The sequence below is a fragment of the Anaerococcus senegalensis JC48 genome (assembly GCF_000321005.1).
In the GTDB taxonomy this organism is placed as follows: Bacteria; Bacillota; Clostridia; order Tissierellales; family Peptoniphilaceae; genus Anaerococcus; species Anaerococcus senegalensis.
On sequence record NZ_HE578907.1, the window covers coordinates 700,386 to 719,382 of the forward strand.

Here is an 18,997-nt window from a genome sequence, read left to right on the forward strand (position 1 = left end):
TTAATTTTTTTCTTCAAAATCTATAGAATAAATTTTTGATATCCCACCATCTCCAATTGTCACTCCATGAATTTTTTCTGCAAGTTGCATGGTAGTTTGTCTGTGAGTTATCATTATAAATTGAGTGTTATTTGATAGGGATTTTAGATAATCTATATATCTTTTTATATTAGATTCATCCATTGCTGCATCAATTTCATCTAATAGTGAAAATGGTGCAGGATTTGTTTCAAATATTGCAAACAAAAGTGCTACTGCTGTAAGTGATTTTTCCCCGCCGGATAAAAGTGAAATATTTTTTGTACTTTTCCCTGGAGGGCAAGCTGAAATATCAATTCCAGCATCAAGTAAATCATTTGAATCCAGGCTTAATTTTGCATTTCCACCCATAAATAATTCTTTAAATATCCTTTGAAACTTTTCATCTATTATATTGAAATTTTTGATAAATTCATCTTTCATTTCATCTTCAAGTTTTTTTATCATTTTTTCAATATCTTTTTTTGACTCTTCCAAATCTACTTTTTGCCTATCTAAAAACTCAAATTCATCATTTACTTTTTTGTAATTTTCTTTCGAATTTTCATCAAAAAATCCTACATTTCCAAGTTTTTTTTGAAGATAAAATAAATCTTCCTTTTTTACACTAAAATCTTTATCATTATATTTATTTTCTTTTAATTTTTCTAATGGTTTTGAAATAAATGGTCTTATTTCATCTTCCAAATTTTTCAAATCCTTACTTATAGCCTCAAGTTTATAATTAAACTTAACTATTTTCATAGAATATTCATTTAAGTCATTTTCTATTTTTTTAGATAGGGATAAAAGTTCATGATTTGACTTCTTTTTATCCTCAATTTCTTTACTAACTTCTAATTTATTCTCTTTTAATTTTTGTAAATTATCCTTAGATGATTTTATTTTATTTTTACTAAGATTAATTTCCTCTTCTAAATCTTCTAAAGTTTTTTCTAAACTTGACTTTAATTTTTGATTTATTTTAATATTTTCTTCTAAATTAACAAGACTATTTTGATCTTCATTAATTTTGTTTTCTAAAATATTTAAATCCCTTTTATTTATTTCAATACTATTTTTATTTTTAAATATTTCATTAGACAAATCATTTATTAAATTATTTTTTATATTAATTTCTTCATTTAAATTATTGACTTTGTTTCTAACAACTTCTAAATCTGATTTTATTTTTTCAATATCTTTAAAATCTTCGTCTTCTAAGGATTCATTTAATGATTCTTTTAATTCTAAATATCTCTTACTTAAAGTTTCTATCTGATATTTTTTTCTTTCCACAAGTATATTAATACTTGATAATTTCTCATTCAATTCAAAAGATATTTGTTTATTTTTATTTAATAAATTATTATTTTTTTCAATTTCTGAGTCTATATTATTAAAAGAATCCAATAGATCATTTCTTTCATTTCTAAGGCTTACTATTCTTTTTTTAATTTCATTTATTTTTTTATTTCTGTTTAGAATATTAATATTTGATTTTCTCGATTTATTTACACCCGCAACCATTGAACCCCAAGTATTTATAAGGTCAAGTTGTAGAGAAATAATCCTATAACCCTTTATTTTATTTGAAAGACTGATTGCATCATCAATATTTTTTACTACAACTGTATTAGATAAAAAATGATTTACAATATTTTCAAGCTTATCATCATAGCTTACAAGGTCATAGGCCATTGCTATAACTTCTTTTTCATTAACTCTAGCTTTTTTATTTTGTTTAATTGAATCAAGAGGCAGGAAAGTTATTCTACCAATTTTATTATTATTGACAAAATTTATAATTTCTCTTGTATCTTTTTTTGACCAAGTTACAATATTTTGAAGCCCTGATCCAATAAGATTTTCAATTACTTCTTCATATCCCGATTTTACAGTTATAAGATTTGCAAGTGTATTTATATAATATTTTTCAATTTCTGTATTTTTTGTTTTTTTCAAGAAGTCTGATACTGCATAAAAATATCCATCATTTCTTTCTAATATAGACTTTTGAATCTTATATTTAGATATTTCCTCTTTACATGAAAGATTATTTTGATTAATTGATTTTTCTAGAATATTTTTTTGAGAATTTTTATCTGAAATTTTCTCTTTTACTTGATTAATTTCTTTCTTATTCTCTATAATTTTTTCAGAAATTACTTTTTTTTCTTCTTCATGATTTAATAAATCATTTTTTAATGCAGAAATTTCTTTCTCAAATTCAAGAATTTTCTTTTTGATTTCCTTATTATTCTGATCTCTTTGCTCTTTTAATATTAACCTTGTTTTTTGGTCAATATCATAATCATAGATTAATTTATTTAAGTTCTTTTCAGATTTCTCTAAATTTATAAGATCACTTTTGATTTTCGTTAAAGTGTCATGACTTTCATTTTTTTTATCTGAAAGCTCCTTATTTTTATTTTCTAAATTTTCAATAAGAATTTTTGTTTGTTTTAGTTTATTTTTTTGATCTTCAAGTGATAATTTATATTTTTTTATTTTTTCATCATAAGATTTAAAATCATTTATATTTCTTTCCAAATCTTTTTGGTTGTAGGATAATTTTTGGCCATCTAATTGAATTTTATTGGTGAATTTATCTATGTTTTTTTCATTATTTATAATTTCTTGACAAGTATTATCATATTTTTTTTCAAGTTCTCTTATTGATTCAGCAATAGGAAGTAATGATTCATTAACCTTATCAAATTCTCTTGTTTTTTCATCTTGTAAATTTTGTATATTTTTTATTTTATTTGTTAATTCTATATTATTTTCTTCCAAAGATTTAGATCTACTTATATAAAAATAAAATGATTTTTTATCTAGCAATTCTTCAATTTCATGATATTTGTCAAAGTTTTTAGCTTCTATTTCTAATTTATTTTTATCTTTATCTTTATATTCCCATTCTCTTTGGATTATTTCCAAGTCATCATCGACTTTTGAAAGTTTTTTTAACGACTCTTCTCTTCTATATTTATGAGTTGCAATTCCACTTGCCTCTTCAAAAATATTTCTTCTTTCTTGGTTAGAAGAATTCAATATTTCATCAATTCTACCTTGACCAATTACAGAATAGCCTTCCTTACCAATTCCTGTATCCAAAAATAATTCTTTTACATCTTTAAGCCTTACTCTTTTTCCATTTAATCTATATTCATTATCACCATTTCTAAAAATTCTTCTAGAAATTTTTACCAAGTCATAGTCACTTGATAAAGCTCTATCTTTATTATCAAAAGATAAATTAACTTCTGCCATATTCATAGGTTTTTTTTCATCAGAACCTTGGAAGATAACATCATTCATCTTTTTTCCTCTCAAGGATTTTACTGATTGTTCTCCCAAAACCCATTTTATTGCATCCGCTATATTAGATTTTCCAGACCCATTCGGACCAACTACAGCAGTTATTTGATTATCAAATTTTATTTTTGTTTTTTCAGCAAAGGACTTAAATCCCTTAAGTTCTACACTTTCTAATCTAATATAAATCACCACCGTAAGCTTTTTCTACAAATTTTTTTATAAATTCATCAATATCATAAGGAATTTTTTTATCTTTATATTCAATAAATTCTTCATTATTATTTTCAAAATTTATTTTTAAGCCATAATTTTTATAAAAATAATCTTTATTTGATTTTTTATTCCCAGCAATTATAGAAATTTCTCTATTTGGTACATGGATTTTAATATTTTCTTTAAAGTTAAATTTTTTAATCAATTCTTCCAAATAAATTTTGTGTATATTTGACTCCACTAATTGTCTTATTGATGGATGAAAAGGTCCTGCTACAACATCTTTTTTATCATTTATATTTTCTGTTGGCTGAAGACCTATTCTTATAACTGGTATATTTTTGTAAGAATAAATCATGTAAAGTTTACTAGAAATATCAATAGCCTCATCTAAAGTCAATGGCTTATATAAATTTTCTTTATATAATCTTTCAAGTTTTGTGTCTTTTATAACCAAAGTCGGGTAAATTCTTACCATATCTGGATTCATGTTTATTGATTCTAGTCCTGTTTTTATAGATGAATCATAAGAATCCTTGTAAAGACCAGGCATGATTTGATGTCCTAATTTAAATCCGTAATCTTTTATTAATTTACTTGCCTTTATTGAATCCTCTTTGCTATGACCTCTTTCATTCGCTTTTAAAATTTTATTATCAAGAGATTGAATACCAAGTTCTATTACATCTACCTCATATTTTTTTAAAATATCAAGAATAGAATTATTTATATAATCAGGCCTTGTAGATAATCTGATTCTATCAATAATTCCCTTCTTTTTATAAGTTAAAGCAATTTCAAGATAAGAAATCATTATATTTGTTTCAAGACCTGTAAATGACCCACCAAAAAATGCAATTTCTTTAGGATTATCATTATTTGGAAAATAAGATAAATATTGGTCGATTTGCTTTATTGTATTTTCTTTATTTATACTATCTTTATAATTTGTTATTTTTACTTGATTGCAAAAAGCGCAATCATGTGGACAACCTAAAAATGGTATAAAGATTGGTATTATATATTCTTTTTTACTCATGATTTAACTTCTTATAAGCCTTCATTGCTGCCATTTGTTCGGCTTCTTTTTTATTTTTTCCTTTTCCTGTACTCAATTTTTTGTTTTTAGCATAAACATCCATATAAAATGTCTTGTTATGTTCTGGACCTTCTTCTTTTGCAAGTTTATATTTCAAAATTGTTCTATTTGTCCTATTAAATAATTCTTGTAACTTTGTTTTGTAATCTATAAAAAGTAGGTCATTATCTAAAAGTTCTTTTACAGTTTCATAATAATTTTCCATCAAAAACTTTTTTAAAAAATCATAACCTGCATCAAGATAAATCGCAGCACAAAAAGCCTCAAATGTATCGGCCTTTACTGATTTTTTTTCTCTTCCATTATGACTTATTTCACCTTTTCCAAATAGTAAATAAGATGAAAGATTAAATTTCTCACTAGCCTTTGAAAATGATGATGTACAAACAATTCTTGACCTAATTTTCGTAAGTTTTCCTTCTGGATATGACTTATGATTTTTATATAATTCTTCACTAACCACCAAGTCCAAAATACTATCTCCTAGAAATTCTAGCCTTTCATTTGATGATCTTTTTTTATCTTTACTTTCATTTATATATGAAGAATGAGTAAGGGCTACATCAATCAAATTTTTATTTTTAAAGTTGTAGCCAATACTTTCTTCAAGTTTTTTTAAATCTTCTTGTCTTTCTTTACTTATAGTCATTAATTTTTGCTCTCTATCAAGGATACTACATCTGAAAATTTTTCGATTTCATCTAACTCATCATCAGAAAATTCTATATCGTATTTATCTTCAATAGCCATAATAAAATCTAACATATCAATTGAATCTATATCATAATCTGAAATCGCCTTATCAAAATCTATCTTCTCTACATTAATATCTAAATTTTCCTTAACTAATTCTATTAATTCTTCTCTTATCATTTTAATTCTCCTTTTATTTTTTCTATTGTATCTGTACTTATATAATCTATTAAACCAAGAATTGCTGAGGCAAATGCTTTTTCATTTGAATTACCATGAGCCTTATAAACATATTGGTTTACTCCCAAAAGTGGTGCTCCACCAATACTATCAGAATTATACTTTGATAAATTTTCTTTTAGGCTATCTTTAATTAATGCTCCACCAATTTTTGTTTTAAATGATTTATAAATAGCATCTTTTATTTCTTTACTAAATAGACTTATTACACCTTCTGCCGTTTTTATAGCAATATTACCATCAAATCCATCAGCTATAATTATATTAGTTTTCCCTGTAAATAAATCTCTAGCTTCAATATTTCCAACAAAATTAAGATTAGATTCATTTAATAATTTATAAGTTTCTTTACTTAATTTATTTCCCTTATGCTCTTCGACTCCTACATTTAGTAAAGATACTGAAGGATTTTCAATATTCAATACATTTTTTGCAAAAACATGTCCCATAATAGCAAATTCTTTTAAAAATTCTGCCTTACAATCCATATTTGCACCAGTATCTAATAAAAGAGTTGTATTTTCAAAAGTTGGAAGACTTGTGGCAATACAAGCTCTTTTTATTCCTTCTATTCTTCCAGAAATAAAAAGTCCACTAGCAAGAATTGCTCCAGTAGAACCAGAAGAAACTAGTCCATCATAACCGTCTTCATTTAATTTATTAAATCCTTTAACAAGACTTGATTCTTTTTTCTTTCTAATTGCCCTTACTGGATCTTCATTATTTTCTATTTTTTCATTTGCATCAATTATTTCGTAGGATTTTATTCTACCATCAATTATTTTTTCTATTTTTTCTTTTTCACCAGAAAAGCATGGTATAAATTCTTTAGATTTTAAAGCTTCAATTGCACCTTCTATAGGAATTTTTATACCATCATCAGCTCCAAAAGTATCTATAATTATTTTCATAATTTCCCCTTATTTTAGATAATAAAAAAAGATAGTGTTACCACTATCTTAATTTAACTCAAGAACTTCTTTGCCTTTATGATAACCACAGCTTGGACAAACTCTATGTGGTAACATTGGTTCATGACAATTTGGACACTCTACATAAGATGATTTATTTAATCTGTAAGCTGAAGCTCTTCTTTTATTTTTTCTTGTTTTTGATGTTCTTCTCTTAGGTACTGCCATTCTAACACCTCCTAGTTATGAGTTTTAGCAATCTTAAACATTATATAAGTAAATGTTAAAATTGTCAAGTTAAACTAGTTTTTTAGTGTCTCTTGCAATCATCAATTCTTCGTTAGTTGCTATAACAAATACCTTAACTTTAGAATCATCTGTAGATACTAAATGACATCCACCACGAACATTATTTTTTTCTGGATCAATTTTAATTCCAAATTGTTCGAAGCCACTCATTATATCTTCTCTCATTGTTATAGAGTTTTCTCCAATTCCACCTGTAAATACTATAGCTTCTACATTTCCAACTTCTGCCATGTATCCAGCTATATATCTTTTTGCTCTGTTAGCAAACATTTTAAGTGCAATATCTGCTCTCTCATTTCCGTCTTTTGCAGCATCTTCTAGATCTCTAAAATCTGATGAAACTCCTGAAACTCCCAATACTCCAGACTCTTTATTTAAAATATTATCCATTTTTTTAGTATCATAACCGTATTCATTCATCAAAAATGTAACAACTGTTGGATCTAAATCACCACTTCTTGTACCCATTACAAGTCCTTCAAGTGGAGTAAGTCCCATTGTTGTATCAAATGATTTTCCATTTTTAACAGCACAGATTGATGATCCATTTCCTAAATGGCAAGAAATCATATTTAAATCTTTTTGATCTTTTTCTAAAACTTCTGCAGTTTTTTGTGTTATAAAATCATGGCTTGTTCCGTGGAAACCATATTTTCTTACAGCTTGGTCTTCATAATATTTATAATCAATTCCATAAAGGAAATTTTCTTCTGGCATTGATTGGTGGAAGGCTGTATCAAATACTGCAACATTTTTTACATTTGGAAGTAATTTTTCACAAGCTTCAAGTCCCATCATATTTGCTGGATTGTGTAATGGTGCAAATTTTGAATATTCTTTCACAGCTTCTCTTACCTTATCATCGATTACAACTGATTTTGTAATTTTTTCTCCACCATGAACAAATCTGTGACCTACTGCGTCTATTTCTGATAAATCTGCTATAACACCATTTTCTTTATCAGTTATTGCATCAAAAACATGTTTTACAGCTTCAGTATGGTCTTTCATATCTTCTTCAATTATATATTCGTCGTCGCCTTTTTCTTGTTTAAGCCTTGATCCATCAATTCCTATTCTTTCTACAAGACCTTTTACTAAAACTTCTTCATTATCCATATCAAATAATTGATATTTCAAAGATGAAGATCCACAGTTGATAACTAATATTTTCATTTATTCCTCCATTAAAATACTTTTTTCGATTTAATTTTTATATATTTCGGATTTTCTATATCATTAATATAATTTAGTGATTTGTCCTTATCATAAGAATATTTTACTAAATTAGTATAATCATTTTCTGATATTATTTGCCCATTTATTGTAAGTTTACTATTATTTTTTGAAATAATATCACCTTTTATTATAAGTAAACCATCCAAAATCAAATCATTTTCCAAAATTAAATCATTTCCAATTATTACTATACCACTAATTCTCATCGGTGCTTTACTTTTGTCGGAATAATTTTCATCTTCATTTATTAAATTATTTTCATTTTTTTCTTGAATTTTTTCATCGGATATTTCCTCTGATTTATATTTTTTATTAATTATTTTCAAATCTTTGTCAATTTTCCAAAAAATTTTTTCCTTGTCTTTTTTTGTCTCCTTATTTTCATATTCTTTAAACTTTTTGCTTTTAAAATTTAAACTTTTATAAAATTCGTCAAACTTTTCAGATAAAATAATTTTTTCATCTTTTTTAAGCCAATATTTTTCTTTCAAATATAATAAAACTTTTAATTTAGCATTTGAATCACCTATTTCATTTATACTTTCTATAGAAAAATACGTATCAGATATTTTTTTACACCTATACTCTTCTATTTGTTCAAAATATTTAATTTTATAATAGTGCCATAAGTTATCATTAATTTTATTAACTTCTTCTAAATTTTTTATTAATTCTTTTTCGTCATCTATTATAAGTTCATATATAGATTCTTCTTTGTAGATAGCCTTTTTCCTATTGTATATATCATCATTAGAGTCTTGATTATTTTGTGACTGGTTATAAATAAAATTTAAAGTAATTGACAATAATAACAAGATAAAAAGAACATATATCGATAAAAATCCTCTCTTTTTCATCATAATCTCCTAATATATGTTCTATAATAAGACTTCTTATTTTTTTCGTAGAATTCTATTGCTATAGTGAATGAATCTTCTTTTTTATCATAAGATATTCTAGATGATTTACAAAATCCTATAGGAATTTTTCTTTCTGAATCACTTTCTGAATTTATATTATTTATATATACATAAAGTACGTCTTTATCTTGAGCAAACCTGTATGTTGATATATGATCATCACTTGTTATTTGAAGTTTAAAATTATTTTCATCTTTGATATCAATCACATCATCTGAATTTCTTATAATATTTTCAATGTATAAAAGACAATTAGTAGAGTTTTTGTAGGATAATTCTTCTTCATATGTTTTCTTACTTATATTTAAATTAGTTTTTACAATATTGTTTATTAAAAGTATTAAAATAGAAGAAATTGCCAAAACACATATTAATTCTATGAGTGTAAAACCTTTTTTTCTCATTTTTTGACCACCACTTCTAATTTATATTTTGAATTTTCTACTTCTATGTATTTTAATTTATCATTGTAACTTTTTACATTTGTATAAAAAGTTATCCCATCTATTTCATCCTCATACTCTCCAATTTTTCTAGTTTTAGATTTTTCTAATACTTCTTGTAAGATAAATAAAGTTTTAGAATCATCTTTAATTTTCTTGGAATTTTCATATACACTAAAAATAGAAGGTAATAAATAAAGACTAATTATTCCAATTAAAGCTAAGCTTACTATAATTTCAATTAGAGTAAATCCTTTTTTCTTTTTCACTTCTAATCCTCCCAGCAATAGGTGAAACAACAATTTTATAAGTATTATATTTCGAATTAACAACGATTGTCTTTGCTTTACCAACACTTCCTGTTGGTTTAAATGTCATACTATATTTTTTTAAAGAAGTAAGATATTTTAAATTAACTTCTTTTACTGAAGTATTATCACTCCACTTAATGATTTTATAATTATCACCTTTTAATTGCATTTCAAAATCATTTCCAGTTGCTAAAGATTTTTCTCTACAATAATTAAAATCTGATATAATATTTTCAACTTCTTTTCTCTCCTCAAATTTTGATATTATTCCTGTTTTTATCATAATTACACTTGATATCATTGATATTATAGCAAGTGCAATTAATAATTCAATTAAAGTGAAAGCTCTTTTTTTCATCTCTTCCTCACAAAAGTGCTATCATATAGGCTAAAAATATATAAGGGCAAAAAGGCATTATTATTTTTGTGCTCTTATTTTTTATAGCAAGGTAGATAGCAGGTATTGCCCCTATCCAAACCGATCCTAATAATAGGTATATTATTTTTTCATTTTCTAAAAATAAAAATAAAGATATATAGAAGAAATAATCCCCGTCTCCTATGTTTTTCTTTGATAATAAATATATTAAAAGAAATATAAGGCTAAATATCAAAAATATTTTTATAAGTCCTAAATAATTTTTAATATAAAAAACCCTATAAATAAATCCCAAAATTCCTAAAATATAAAGATAGGTCATATGTATTTCTAATGTTTTAAAATCTATAATAGAAATTATTAGTCCAATTAGTAGGGATAAAAATATAAAAATCCCCTGAATCCAAATATATTCTTTAAATGCAAATATAAATAAAAGACCCCCTACTATTTCACTAATTAGATATGAAATCGGGATCTTTTTGTGGCAAAACCTACATTTTCCTCTTAAAAATAAATAAGAAATTATAGGGATTAAGTCTCTTTTTAATATTTTTTTATCACAATATGTACAATGACTTGGTGGAAAGGCAATATTTTCTCCCTTTATTGACCTTTGACAGACCAGATGGGCAAATGATCCAAAAATACTTCCTATAAAAAAATAAAATAAATTTATCATTCTTTAGGACCTGGACTAATGCTTATTGATGAATCTTTCGGATTTATTGTGACCGTATATTGATTAACCTTTATATCTTTTAATCCTTTAGGAACTTTTGGCCATTTATCTATATAATTTTTGTAATCTTCTTCTTTATCTGGCCATTGTATAGTAGCATCACTAGAACTTGATTCATTTAATTTTAAACTAGCTGCTGTTTTTAGCATTGAAATATTTGCATTATGGGCTGTAATTGCTGCTTTTTCTTTTGAAACTTTGTATTTTGGAATAGCAATTGCAGCAAGTAAAGCTATAATTGCAATTACAATAATTAATTCAATTAGAGTGAAACCCTTTCTTCTTTTTTTTTGCATAGAATGCTCCTTAAATGTTAATATTATTTACTGAATCAAACATAGGAATTGCTACTGAAAAAACGACAAATCCGACAATCAAAGCCATAAACAAAATCAAAAATGGCTCTGCCATACTGGATACTCTTTTTAATCTATAAATGTATTCATTAGCATAATAATCAGATGCTTTTTTTAGAGATCTTGTCATATCTCCACTATCTTCCCCTACTTTAATCATAGCTATAAATAATTTAGTGAAAACTTTTTCATTATTCAAAGAATCTGATAAACAATTCCCCAATTGAAGGCTATGTATAACTTTATTTAATATACTTTTTAAATATAAATTATTGAAAGAATTCTTGATTATTTCTATACTTTCAATTATATCTACATCACCTTTTTTTAAAATAAATAAAAGTGAAGTTATTTGATATTCAACATTTAAAATCCTAAATTTTTTTAAAAAAATACTATTAAAAATAGCTTTATCTATAATAAATTTATATTTTTTCTTTTTTCTTAGGATAGTTATAGATAATATTAGAATAAAAACTAAAATTAGAATATTCAATCCATTTTCATTTATAAATGAAGAAATTAGTAAAAGAATTTTTGTAGGTTTTGGAAGTTTGGCTCCATTATCTTTAAAAACTTCTATAAAGGTTGGTAAAACTTTCGTAAGAATTATTACTACAACAACTATCGTAACAATTAATAAAATTATGGGATAAATAAGTGCTTCCATAATCTTATTTTTATTTTTACTTTCTTCATTTAAATATGTTGATAACTCATCAAGTATTTCAGACATCTTACCACTGGCATCTCCACTTTTTATAAAAGCAGTAATAATCGGACCAAAGGACTTCTCCTCTTTTGAAAAAGCTTCATAAGCTCCATTGCCATTTTTTAAATCTAAAGATATATTGACCAAAGCTTTGTTCAATTTTTTATCAAGCCTTTGGTCAATAATTATCATTATGCTGTCATATATTGATACTGATGAATTAATAAGTAGACTCAATTGTTTTAAAAATAAAGATAAAATATTTGAATTAATTCTTTTAATTCCTATATCTTTATATAAAATAGCCTTTAACTTATTAAGTTCTTTCATATTAAATTAAACTTCAAGTAATTCTTTATTTTTACTATCAGCAATTTTTTCTATATTATCTATATATTTTTTTGTAATTTTTTGAATATCTTCTTCAATTGAAAATAAATCATCTTCTGTTAAATCAGCTGATTTTTCTGATTTTTTAGCAGTATCTAATGCATCTCTTCTGATATTTCTAATTTGAATTTTACTATCTTCAGAATATTCATTAACTTGTTTTGTTAGATCTTTTCTTCTTTCCTCAGTCAAAGCTGGAAATGGAAGTCTAATTACTTCCCCATCATTTTGTGGATTAATACCGATATCAGATTTATTAATAGCCTTTTCAATTTCTTTAATATTTGACTTATCCCAAGGTTTGATAACTAAAAGTCTTGGTTCTGGTGTAGAAATTGTTGCAGCTTGATTAATCGGTGTTTGTGATCCATAATATGAGAATGTCAATCCATCCAATATAGAATCATTAGCTCTTCCTGCTCTAATTTTAGAAATTCTAATCTCAAAAGACTCACAAGCCTTTTTCATTTCATCTTCTGTATCTTTTATAATCTTATCGTACATCAAAACTCTCCTTTACAATTGTTCCTATATCTTTACCTTCAACTATCTTTACCAAATTTTCTGGATTATCTATACCAAAAGCTAAAATTGGCATTTCATTATCCATGCACAAACTTGTAGCTGTAGAATCCATTATTGTTAGTCTTTTTTGTAAAATTTCACTATAGGTTAATTTTTCATATTTGATTGCATCCTCAAATTTATTAGGATCTTTATCATAAATTCCATCTGTACCTTTTTTACCTAATAAAATCATGTCTGCACCAATTTCTAAGGCTCTAAGAGATGCTGTTGTGTCAGTTGAAAAATATGGTAATCCTGTTCCTGCAGAAAAAATAACAATTCTTCCCTTTTCAAGATGTCTTACAGCTCTTCTCCTAATATAAGGCTCTGCAACTTCTTGCATATTAATTGCAGTCATAAGTCTTGTTTCAATTTCCATTTTTTCTAAGGTATCTTGAAGTCTCAAACCATTCATTACAGTTCCTAGCATACCAATAGTATCACTAGTTGCTCTTTCAATATGTTTTCCACTTCTTCCTCTCCAGAAATTTCCACCACCAACAACTATGGCAATTTCCAATCCTTTATCTTTGGCTCTTTTTATATTTTCACAGATAAGATCAATAGTTTCATCATCAAAACCAAATCCCTTATCCTTAGCAAGTGCTTCACCACTTAATTTTAAAACTACTCTTTTAATATCTCGCAAAACTTTTCCTCCTATTAGTAAAATTATATACTATTTTTAAATATTGATAAAGTTCTAGCCAATTAAAATTTGTTAAATAGTTTACTATAAATATAGATACCCATAATAAAAAATTTCTATCTATCTCAAAAATGGAAAATTTTATATTTTTCTTATTTTATAAAATTTTTATTAAATGATGAAAATTTATCTAATAATAAACTTATTAAAGCAAAAATTATTGCAAATCCTACAAGAATATAAATATTATTTAAAAATATTTCTTTTGAAAAACTATTTGCTATCATATTATTGTTTGCTACATAATAGAAACTTGGAAAAATTCTAGCTAATAAAAGGGCATTTTTACTTAAGATTTCTTGAGGTACAAAAACTCCTGTTAAAAATGATGAGCCTAGAGTAAATATATTCATTACAGCCATCATAATATTGCTATTATTTATTAATTTAGATATAAAAATCGCAAGACTAACTGTAGATAAGGCAAAAATCAATGAATTTATCATCATATATATTATTCTGTTAGATAAATTTTCTTTTCCATTTAAAACAAAAAATGCAATCATATAAAGAATCCAAGAAAAAATAGTAAAGCAAATATTACCAAAAAGTATTTGCAAATTTCTTTTTGTTGTACTTAAAGGAGAAATCAAATTTCTTTGACTGATATTTTTATTTTTATAAGTCAGGCTAACCAATGAAACTACCAAAATTATCTGACTTAAAAATACATAAGATAAAAAGTTAAAGAAAAATAAAGTTCTTTCTGGCAAGACTGGTCCTTTATCTTTTTTTAAGGAAATTTTTACTTTCTTTTGAAAATCTTTTTTTGTATTTTTTATTGCATCTTTTGTAGTAAAACCTGCTTTTTCATAAGTTGAAATTTGATCTAAGTATAAATTTATTGATTCTTTTACATATTGATAATATTTTGCACTTTGACTCTTTTTCATCTCAACTTTTCTTTCTTTATCAAAATTTTTCGGAATTTTTATATAAGCTGTCACCATTCCATAAAATAAATTATCATCAACATTTTTTCCTTTAAGGTCAATAATTTTATTTTCTTCTTCCATATAGGTAATAAAAGATTTTGATAAATCGCTTTGGCATAAATCTTCTATATAAATTTTTGCCTTTTCTCTTTTATAAACATTTGTATTGTCATTGCTAGAATTTGAAAATATAAGTAAGGACATAAAAATTATTGTATATAAGGCTATCGCCTTTAAATGACCTCTAATTATTTTAAAATAATTTTTAAATACTATCATATTGCCTACCCCTTGTTAATAGATAAGAAATCAATCCAAAAAGCAAAGTTAAAAATAATAAATATCCTATATCTGTCCAATACCTATCCAAATTATCATAATAGTAAAGACTATAGATTCCATCATTTATTAAAGATGCTGGGTTCAGTTTGTTTATTATAGGATAATTTTCTTGCACCATTATTTTCACATCAGAATTCATCATTCCAGCCAGATATGAAAAAAGCATGCTAACAGCTATTCCTATGCCATTTTTAACTTCTATGCTTGATTTATTTGATAAGCCAATCAAACACCCAAACAAGACTCCAAATAAACTAGCAAGTCCAATAAGAAAAATTAATGGAATAAGCTCATTAGAAAAATCTATTTTATAAATTTTATTAAAAAATAAGATTGTGAATAAAACTATAGAAAAATTTATTATAAAGCCTGCTAAAATTGAAGCTAAAAGGCTTATTGATTTTTTTATAGGAGCTATTGCATTCCTTTTTGCAAGGCTTGATAGGTTTGCTTCATACCTATAAATGATCAAAAGTCCAAAATTAAATCCATACAATGCCTGCATAGCTATAAGTGTATAGAAAAATGTATAAATGATATTAATATTTTTCTTTGAAATATTTTTTATATGATCTACATTTCCGGTCAAAACATCAAGGTTAAAAGCAGGATTTTTCCTTAAAATTTTCTCAACCATCAAAACTTTTCTAAGATAAGCATTAATAATACTTTCAACAATTGATTCATATAGACCTGATTTTTTAAACTCAACTTTATCATAATCTTTTATGTAAGCAATTATTTTTTCATCATCCATATTTTTTTCATCATGTAGTTTAAATATTTTTTCTTTCTCTAATTTATTTAAGAAATCATCGAAATATTTATCATCTCTTAAACCATCTTTTACACTAACATTTATAGGCTCAAATTTCATAGAATTTTCGATATTTCCAAGACCTATATAAAAGAAAAATCCTAGTATAAGAGGAAATATTAAAGACCAAAAAATAAGAGTCTTATCCCTAATTAAAATTTTAAAAGTATTTTTAAAACTATGTAAGAACATACTAATCCCTCAATTCTTTTCCAGTTAATTCTAGAAATACATCATTTAAACTAGGTCTACTTGAACTTAAATGGTCATATTTTGTATTGCATGAATTTAATATATCAACAAGATTTAAAATATTTGAATCTTTAGAAAAACTTAATTTACAATTTCTTCCCTTTATTGAAAAATCTATCAAAGAATCCATAGCTTTTATTTTTTCAATCAAGTCATCTGATAAATCATCAGATTCAAAAGAAATTTTTTCCTTTAAATTTATAGTATCCTTTAAGCTTTCTGCATCGCCTTTTGCTATTATTTTTCCATTATCTAAAATAACTATGTAATCACAAAAACTTTCAACCTCTTCCATATAATGAGAAGTATAGATAATGCTAGCACCTTCCTTATTTAATTTTTTTATTCCTTCCAAAATATTGTTTCTAGATTGAGGGTCAACTGCAACTGTAGGCTCATCAAAAATAATTAAGTCGGGCTTGTGAGCTATTCCACAAGCAATATTTAACCTTCTTAGAAGTCCACCAGATAATTGCTTAGGTTTAAATTTAACAAAATCACCAAGACCAACAAGATCTATTGTATTTTTCACGAGAATTTTTCTTTTATTTTTATCTTTTACGTATAGACCGCAAAAATAATCTATATTTTCATAAACATTAAGCTCATCATAAACACCAACATCTTGAAAAACTACACCAATCTTTTCCTTGATTTTAAAAGAATCAGGAGTCATTTCTTCTCCAAAAATTTTAATAGATCCCCCATTATTGTTAAGTAAAGAAAGAATACAAGAAATAGTAGTAGATTTTCCAGAGCCATTAGGACCTAAAAGTCCTAAAATCTCTCCTTCATATAAATCCAAATTCAAATTATCAACTGCAATAAAATCTTTGTATTTTTTAATCAAAGACCTAACTTCAATAACTTTATAAACCATAATCTTCTCCTTTTAAAAATTCTATCATAGGATAAGTAATAAACTCGTTATAAAAAAGTAAAAATTTTGTAAAAATGAGCACAAAAAAAGACGTTGTTTCCAACGTCTAAAATTTTTGGTGCGGGATAAAGGATAAATAGCTTATTTACATACTCACAAAGCTTTTTTACAACTACATGCAACTACATTTTATTTTATAAAACACCATGTACGTTGGTAACCTGTTGGTAACCAAATAATTATTTTTAAATAATATGTTGTTGGTGTTTTTTATATATATTTTTAGAATTTATATAAATTGGTTTATTTTAAATGTTTACGTTTATTATATTGACAACGTAAATATAAAGTGGTAATATATAATTAACAAAAGGAAATAAAAAAGATAGCCGATGCGGGAACATCAACTATCTAACAATTATAAAGTAGTTTGCGACCCACTTTATAGGAGTATTAAAAGATTAAATCTTTTAAAATACCCTTATTTAATATCTTACTACTTTATATAAAAAAAACAATTATAAAGGAGTAGGAAATGAGAATTTACGATAATTACAATAATTACACATACGCAAATGGAAAAACAGAAAATGAATTAATAAAAAATTGGAACGAGAATGCAAATGAAAACTTTAGTTGGATTTTAGACGACTTAGGAAATTTAAATGAAAAAGAAGATGAAAATATAAAATATTTTTTTGAAGAATGCACAGAAAAACAAGAAAGTTTGATAGGAATAGAATTTATAATAAACCAAATAAACAAAATAGAAATAAACAATATTAAAATTTATAAATAAAGGAGTAAAACAATGACATTTGAAGAATTAAAAAACAAATTTGCAGGCAAAGAAGTTACAGAAGAAGAATTTGAAGAAATAGAAGAAAATGAATTTGTAAGGGAAGTTGAAAACAACGGTAACAGTGGACAACATTACAATTTAACATGGTATACAGTTTATGGCGAAGATGATGAATTTGATATATATGGTTAAAATATAAAAATAAAAATCTTATGAATAAAGAAAAAATAGAAAAATTAATAAAAATGGGAGCTAAAAGGTGGACGATGTTAGATATGGATAGATTGTATCTAAATAATGCAGGTATAAAATTATCCAATATCTATTGCAAATATCGACATACAGGCTCGATAGAAGAAGCCTTTGTAAATGGAGTATCAGTATCCAATAACAAAGCAAGAAAAATGAAAAATAAAGTAGGTGATGCTTATATAGATTTGAAAACAGATGAGTTGATTATGGAAACAAAATACGAAGAAGATGAAGATTTAAAAAGAATTGTAGAAGAAAATTTAAAAACAATATAAAAATGAGGGGATATTAAATACCCCCTCTTGTATCAGAAACTGAAACACTAATAAAAACATATTTCAATCCGCAAGGCTTTTCACCTTGATGAGCTTTTTGCTTGATTAAATTATAGCACAAATAAAAATATATTAAAAGGAGAAAATAATGAAAAAAATAATTAATGGAAAAAGGTACGATACAGAAACAGCAGAATTTATAGGAAAATGGGAAAATCTCGACAATTCAGCCGATTTACAATACGAGTGTGAAGAAATTTACAGAAAGAAAACAGGAGAGTTTTTTATGTATGGAGAAGGTGGACCAGCTTCAAGTTATGCAATCCAAACAGGTACAACTAGTTGGTCTGGCAGCTGTAAAATAACTCCTATAACGGAAGATGAAGCGAAAAAATGGATTGAAGAAAATTTAGATGGCGATGTATATGAAAGCTTGTTTGAAATAGAAGAAGAAGGTAATATTGCATTTAGTTTATTGATTCCTGAAAACTTACATAATAAATTAAAAAATGAAAGCGAGAAAACAGGAAAAACTATGAAAGATATAATAGTAGAGGCTTTGGAAAACGAATTGAAATAATCATAATCATGCAATAAAGGGACTGTTAATTCAGTCCTTTTTTATATGACTTAGTTCAAACCTAGTAAATAAGCCAATCCTTTATAATTTAACGTATAATCCGATTAAATGATTAAGTATACCAATAGTATCACTTGCAAAATAACTTTAAGTTTTTATAAGCATAAAAAAAGACACCCCAGGAGCATAGATAATTAATCTAGCTTAATTCCTTCCCAAGTGTCTTTTTGTCTTAGTCTGTCGTAACAAAACTAATTGATCAATACTATTATACTTTACAAAACAAA

General features: G+C 25.3%; 23 protein-coding genes. 4 read left to right on the forward strand and 19 right to left on the reverse strand.

Annotated elements, in window-relative coordinates:
• From smc to ASHG_RS03545, 19 genes are all read right to left on the reverse strand, one after another.
• Positions 1 to 3,531 carry a chromosome segregation protein SMC gene (gene smc / locus ASHG_RS08865; protein WP_084689276.1) on the reverse strand — a complete coding sequence of 1,177 codons (3,531 nt, stop codon included), beginning with the start codon at positions 3,529 to 3,531 and terminating at the stop codon, positions 1 to 3.
• A complete protein-coding gene (locus tag ASHG_RS03460) occupies positions 3,518 to 4,594 on the reverse strand; it encodes an elongator complex protein 3 (protein WP_040397538.1) in 1,077 nt (358 codons plus the stop codon). The genes smc and ASHG_RS03460 overlap by 14 nt, the downstream gene beginning before the upstream one ends.
• The gene (gene rnc / locus ASHG_RS03465; RefSeq protein WP_051145874.1) at positions 4,587 to 5,303 is read right to left on the reverse strand and encodes a ribonuclease III; all 717 of its coding nucleotides are present in this window, start codon (positions 5,301 to 5,303) and stop codon (positions 4,587 to 4,589) included. Before rnc ends, ASHG_RS03460 begins: the two co-directional genes overlap by 8 nt.
• Complete coding sequence (locus tag ASHG_RS03470) at positions 5,303 to 5,527, reverse strand: acyl carrier protein (RefSeq protein ID WP_040397539.1); 225 nt, start codon at positions 5,525 to 5,527, stop codon at positions 5,303 to 5,305. The genes rnc and ASHG_RS03470 overlap by 1 nt, the downstream gene beginning before the upstream one ends.
• The gene (gene plsX / locus ASHG_RS03475; RefSeq protein WP_040397541.1) at positions 5,524 to 6,498 is read right to left on the reverse strand and encodes a phosphate acyltransferase PlsX; all 975 of its coding nucleotides are present in this window, start codon (positions 6,496 to 6,498) and stop codon (positions 5,524 to 5,526) included. The genes ASHG_RS03470 and plsX overlap by 4 nt, the downstream gene beginning before the upstream one ends.
• Before the next feature lie 48 nt (positions 6,499 to 6,546).
• Complete coding sequence (rpmF, locus tag ASHG_RS03480; protein WP_004812473.1) at positions 6,547 to 6,726, reverse strand: 50S ribosomal protein L32; 180 nt, start codon at positions 6,724 to 6,726, stop codon at positions 6,547 to 6,549.
• Between the two features lie 69 nt (positions 6,727 to 6,795).
• Positions 6,796 to 7,983 carry an acetate/propionate family kinase gene (locus tag ASHG_RS03485; RefSeq protein WP_040397543.1) on the reverse strand — a complete coding sequence of 396 codons (1,188 nt, stop codon included), beginning with the start codon at positions 7,981 to 7,983 and terminating at the stop codon, positions 6,796 to 6,798.
• Positions 7,984 to 7,994: 11 nt separating this feature from the next.
• Entirely contained in the window at positions 7,995 to 8,903 is a 909-nt protein-coding gene (locus ASHG_RS03490) for a hypothetical protein (RefSeq protein ID WP_040397544.1), read from the reverse strand.
• Positions 8,903 to 9,370, reverse strand: coding sequence for a prepilin-type N-terminal cleavage/methylation domain-containing protein (locus tag ASHG_RS03495; RefSeq protein WP_040397546.1), 468 nt, complete (start codon positions 9,368 to 9,370; stop codon positions 8,903 to 8,905). Before ASHG_RS03495 ends, ASHG_RS03490 begins: the two co-directional genes overlap by 1 nt.
• Positions 9,367 to 9,678 (reverse strand): competence type IV pilus minor pilin ComGE, encoded by a 312-nt coding sequence (gene comGE, locus ASHG_RS03500; RefSeq protein ID WP_040397548.1) that lies wholly within the window; start codon positions 9,676 to 9,678, stop codon positions 9,367 to 9,369. Before comGE ends, ASHG_RS03495 begins: the two co-directional genes overlap by 4 nt.
• On the reverse strand, positions 9,647 to 10,078 hold the full coding sequence (locus ASHG_RS03505; protein WP_040397549.1) for a type II secretion system protein: 432 nt from the start codon (positions 10,076 to 10,078) through the stop codon (positions 9,647 to 9,649). Before ASHG_RS03505 ends, comGE begins: the two co-directional genes overlap by 32 nt.
• Before the next feature lie 7 nt (positions 10,079 to 10,085).
• A complete protein-coding gene (locus ASHG_RS03510) occupies positions 10,086 to 10,781 on the reverse strand; it encodes a prepilin peptidase (protein ID WP_040397550.1) in 696 nt (231 codons plus the stop codon).
• Positions 10,778 to 11,137 carry a prepilin-type N-terminal cleavage/methylation domain-containing protein gene (locus tag ASHG_RS03515; protein ID WP_040397551.1) on the reverse strand — a complete coding sequence of 120 codons (360 nt, stop codon included), beginning with the start codon at positions 11,135 to 11,137 and terminating at the stop codon, positions 10,778 to 10,780. Before ASHG_RS03515 ends, ASHG_RS03510 begins: the two co-directional genes overlap by 4 nt.
• A gap of 10 nt (positions 11,138 to 11,147) precedes the next feature.
• On the reverse strand, positions 11,148 to 12,239 hold the full coding sequence (locus tag ASHG_RS03520) for a type II secretion system F family protein (protein WP_040397553.1): 1,092 nt from the start codon (positions 12,237 to 12,239) through the stop codon (positions 11,148 to 11,150).
• A gap of 6 nt (positions 12,240 to 12,245) precedes the next feature.
• Positions 12,246 to 12,803, reverse strand: coding sequence for a ribosome recycling factor (gene frr, locus ASHG_RS03525; RefSeq protein WP_040397554.1), 558 nt, complete (start codon positions 12,801 to 12,803; stop codon positions 12,246 to 12,248).
• A complete protein-coding gene (gene pyrH / locus ASHG_RS03530) occupies positions 12,793 to 13,515 on the reverse strand; it encodes a UMP kinase (protein ID WP_040397556.1) in 723 nt (240 codons plus the stop codon). Before pyrH ends, frr begins: the two co-directional genes overlap by 11 nt.
• A 152-nt stretch (positions 13,516 to 13,667) precedes the next feature.
• Positions 13,668 to 14,789: an ABC transporter permease gene (locus ASHG_RS03535; protein ID WP_040397558.1), complete on the reverse strand. Its 1,122-nt coding sequence runs from the start codon at positions 14,787 to 14,789 to the stop codon at positions 13,668 to 13,670.
• Positions 14,776 to 15,861, reverse strand: a complete 1,086-nt coding sequence (locus ASHG_RS03540) for an ABC transporter permease (protein WP_040397560.1) — start codon at positions 15,859 to 15,861, stop codon at positions 14,776 to 14,778. The genes ASHG_RS03535 and ASHG_RS03540 overlap by 14 nt, the downstream gene beginning before the upstream one ends.
• A gap of 1 nt (position 15,862) precedes the next feature.
• The gene (locus ASHG_RS03545; RefSeq protein ID WP_040397562.1) at positions 15,863 to 16,801 is read right to left on the reverse strand and encodes an ABC transporter ATP-binding protein; all 939 of its coding nucleotides are present in this window, start codon (positions 16,799 to 16,801) and stop codon (positions 15,863 to 15,865) included.
• Positions 16,802 to 17,336: 535 nt separating this feature from the next.
• Between ASHG_RS03545 and ASHG_RS03550 the strand changes: the two genes are divergently transcribed.
• The 4 genes from ASHG_RS03550 (at position 17,337) to ASHG_RS03565 (ending at position 18,710) form a co-directional block, all read left to right on the forward strand.
• Positions 17,337 to 17,600, forward strand: coding sequence for a hypothetical protein (locus tag ASHG_RS03550; protein WP_040397563.1), 264 nt, complete (start codon positions 17,337 to 17,339; stop codon positions 17,598 to 17,600).
• A 12-nt stretch (positions 17,601 to 17,612) separates the two neighbouring features.
• Positions 17,613 to 17,795 carry a hypothetical protein gene (locus tag ASHG_RS03555; protein ID WP_040397564.1) on the forward strand — a complete coding sequence of 61 codons (183 nt, stop codon included), beginning with the start codon at positions 17,613 to 17,615 and terminating at the stop codon, positions 17,793 to 17,795.
• 20 nt (positions 17,796 to 17,815) lie between these two features.
• Complete coding sequence (locus tag ASHG_RS03560; protein ID WP_148334113.1) at positions 17,816 to 18,130, forward strand: hypothetical protein; 315 nt, start codon at positions 17,816 to 17,818, stop codon at positions 18,128 to 18,130.
• A gap of 148 nt (positions 18,131 to 18,278) precedes the next feature.
• Entirely contained in the window at positions 18,279 to 18,710 is a 432-nt protein-coding gene (locus tag ASHG_RS03565; protein WP_040397567.1) for a hypothetical protein, read from the forward strand.
• Positions 18,711 to 18,997 lie beyond the last annotated feature (287 nt).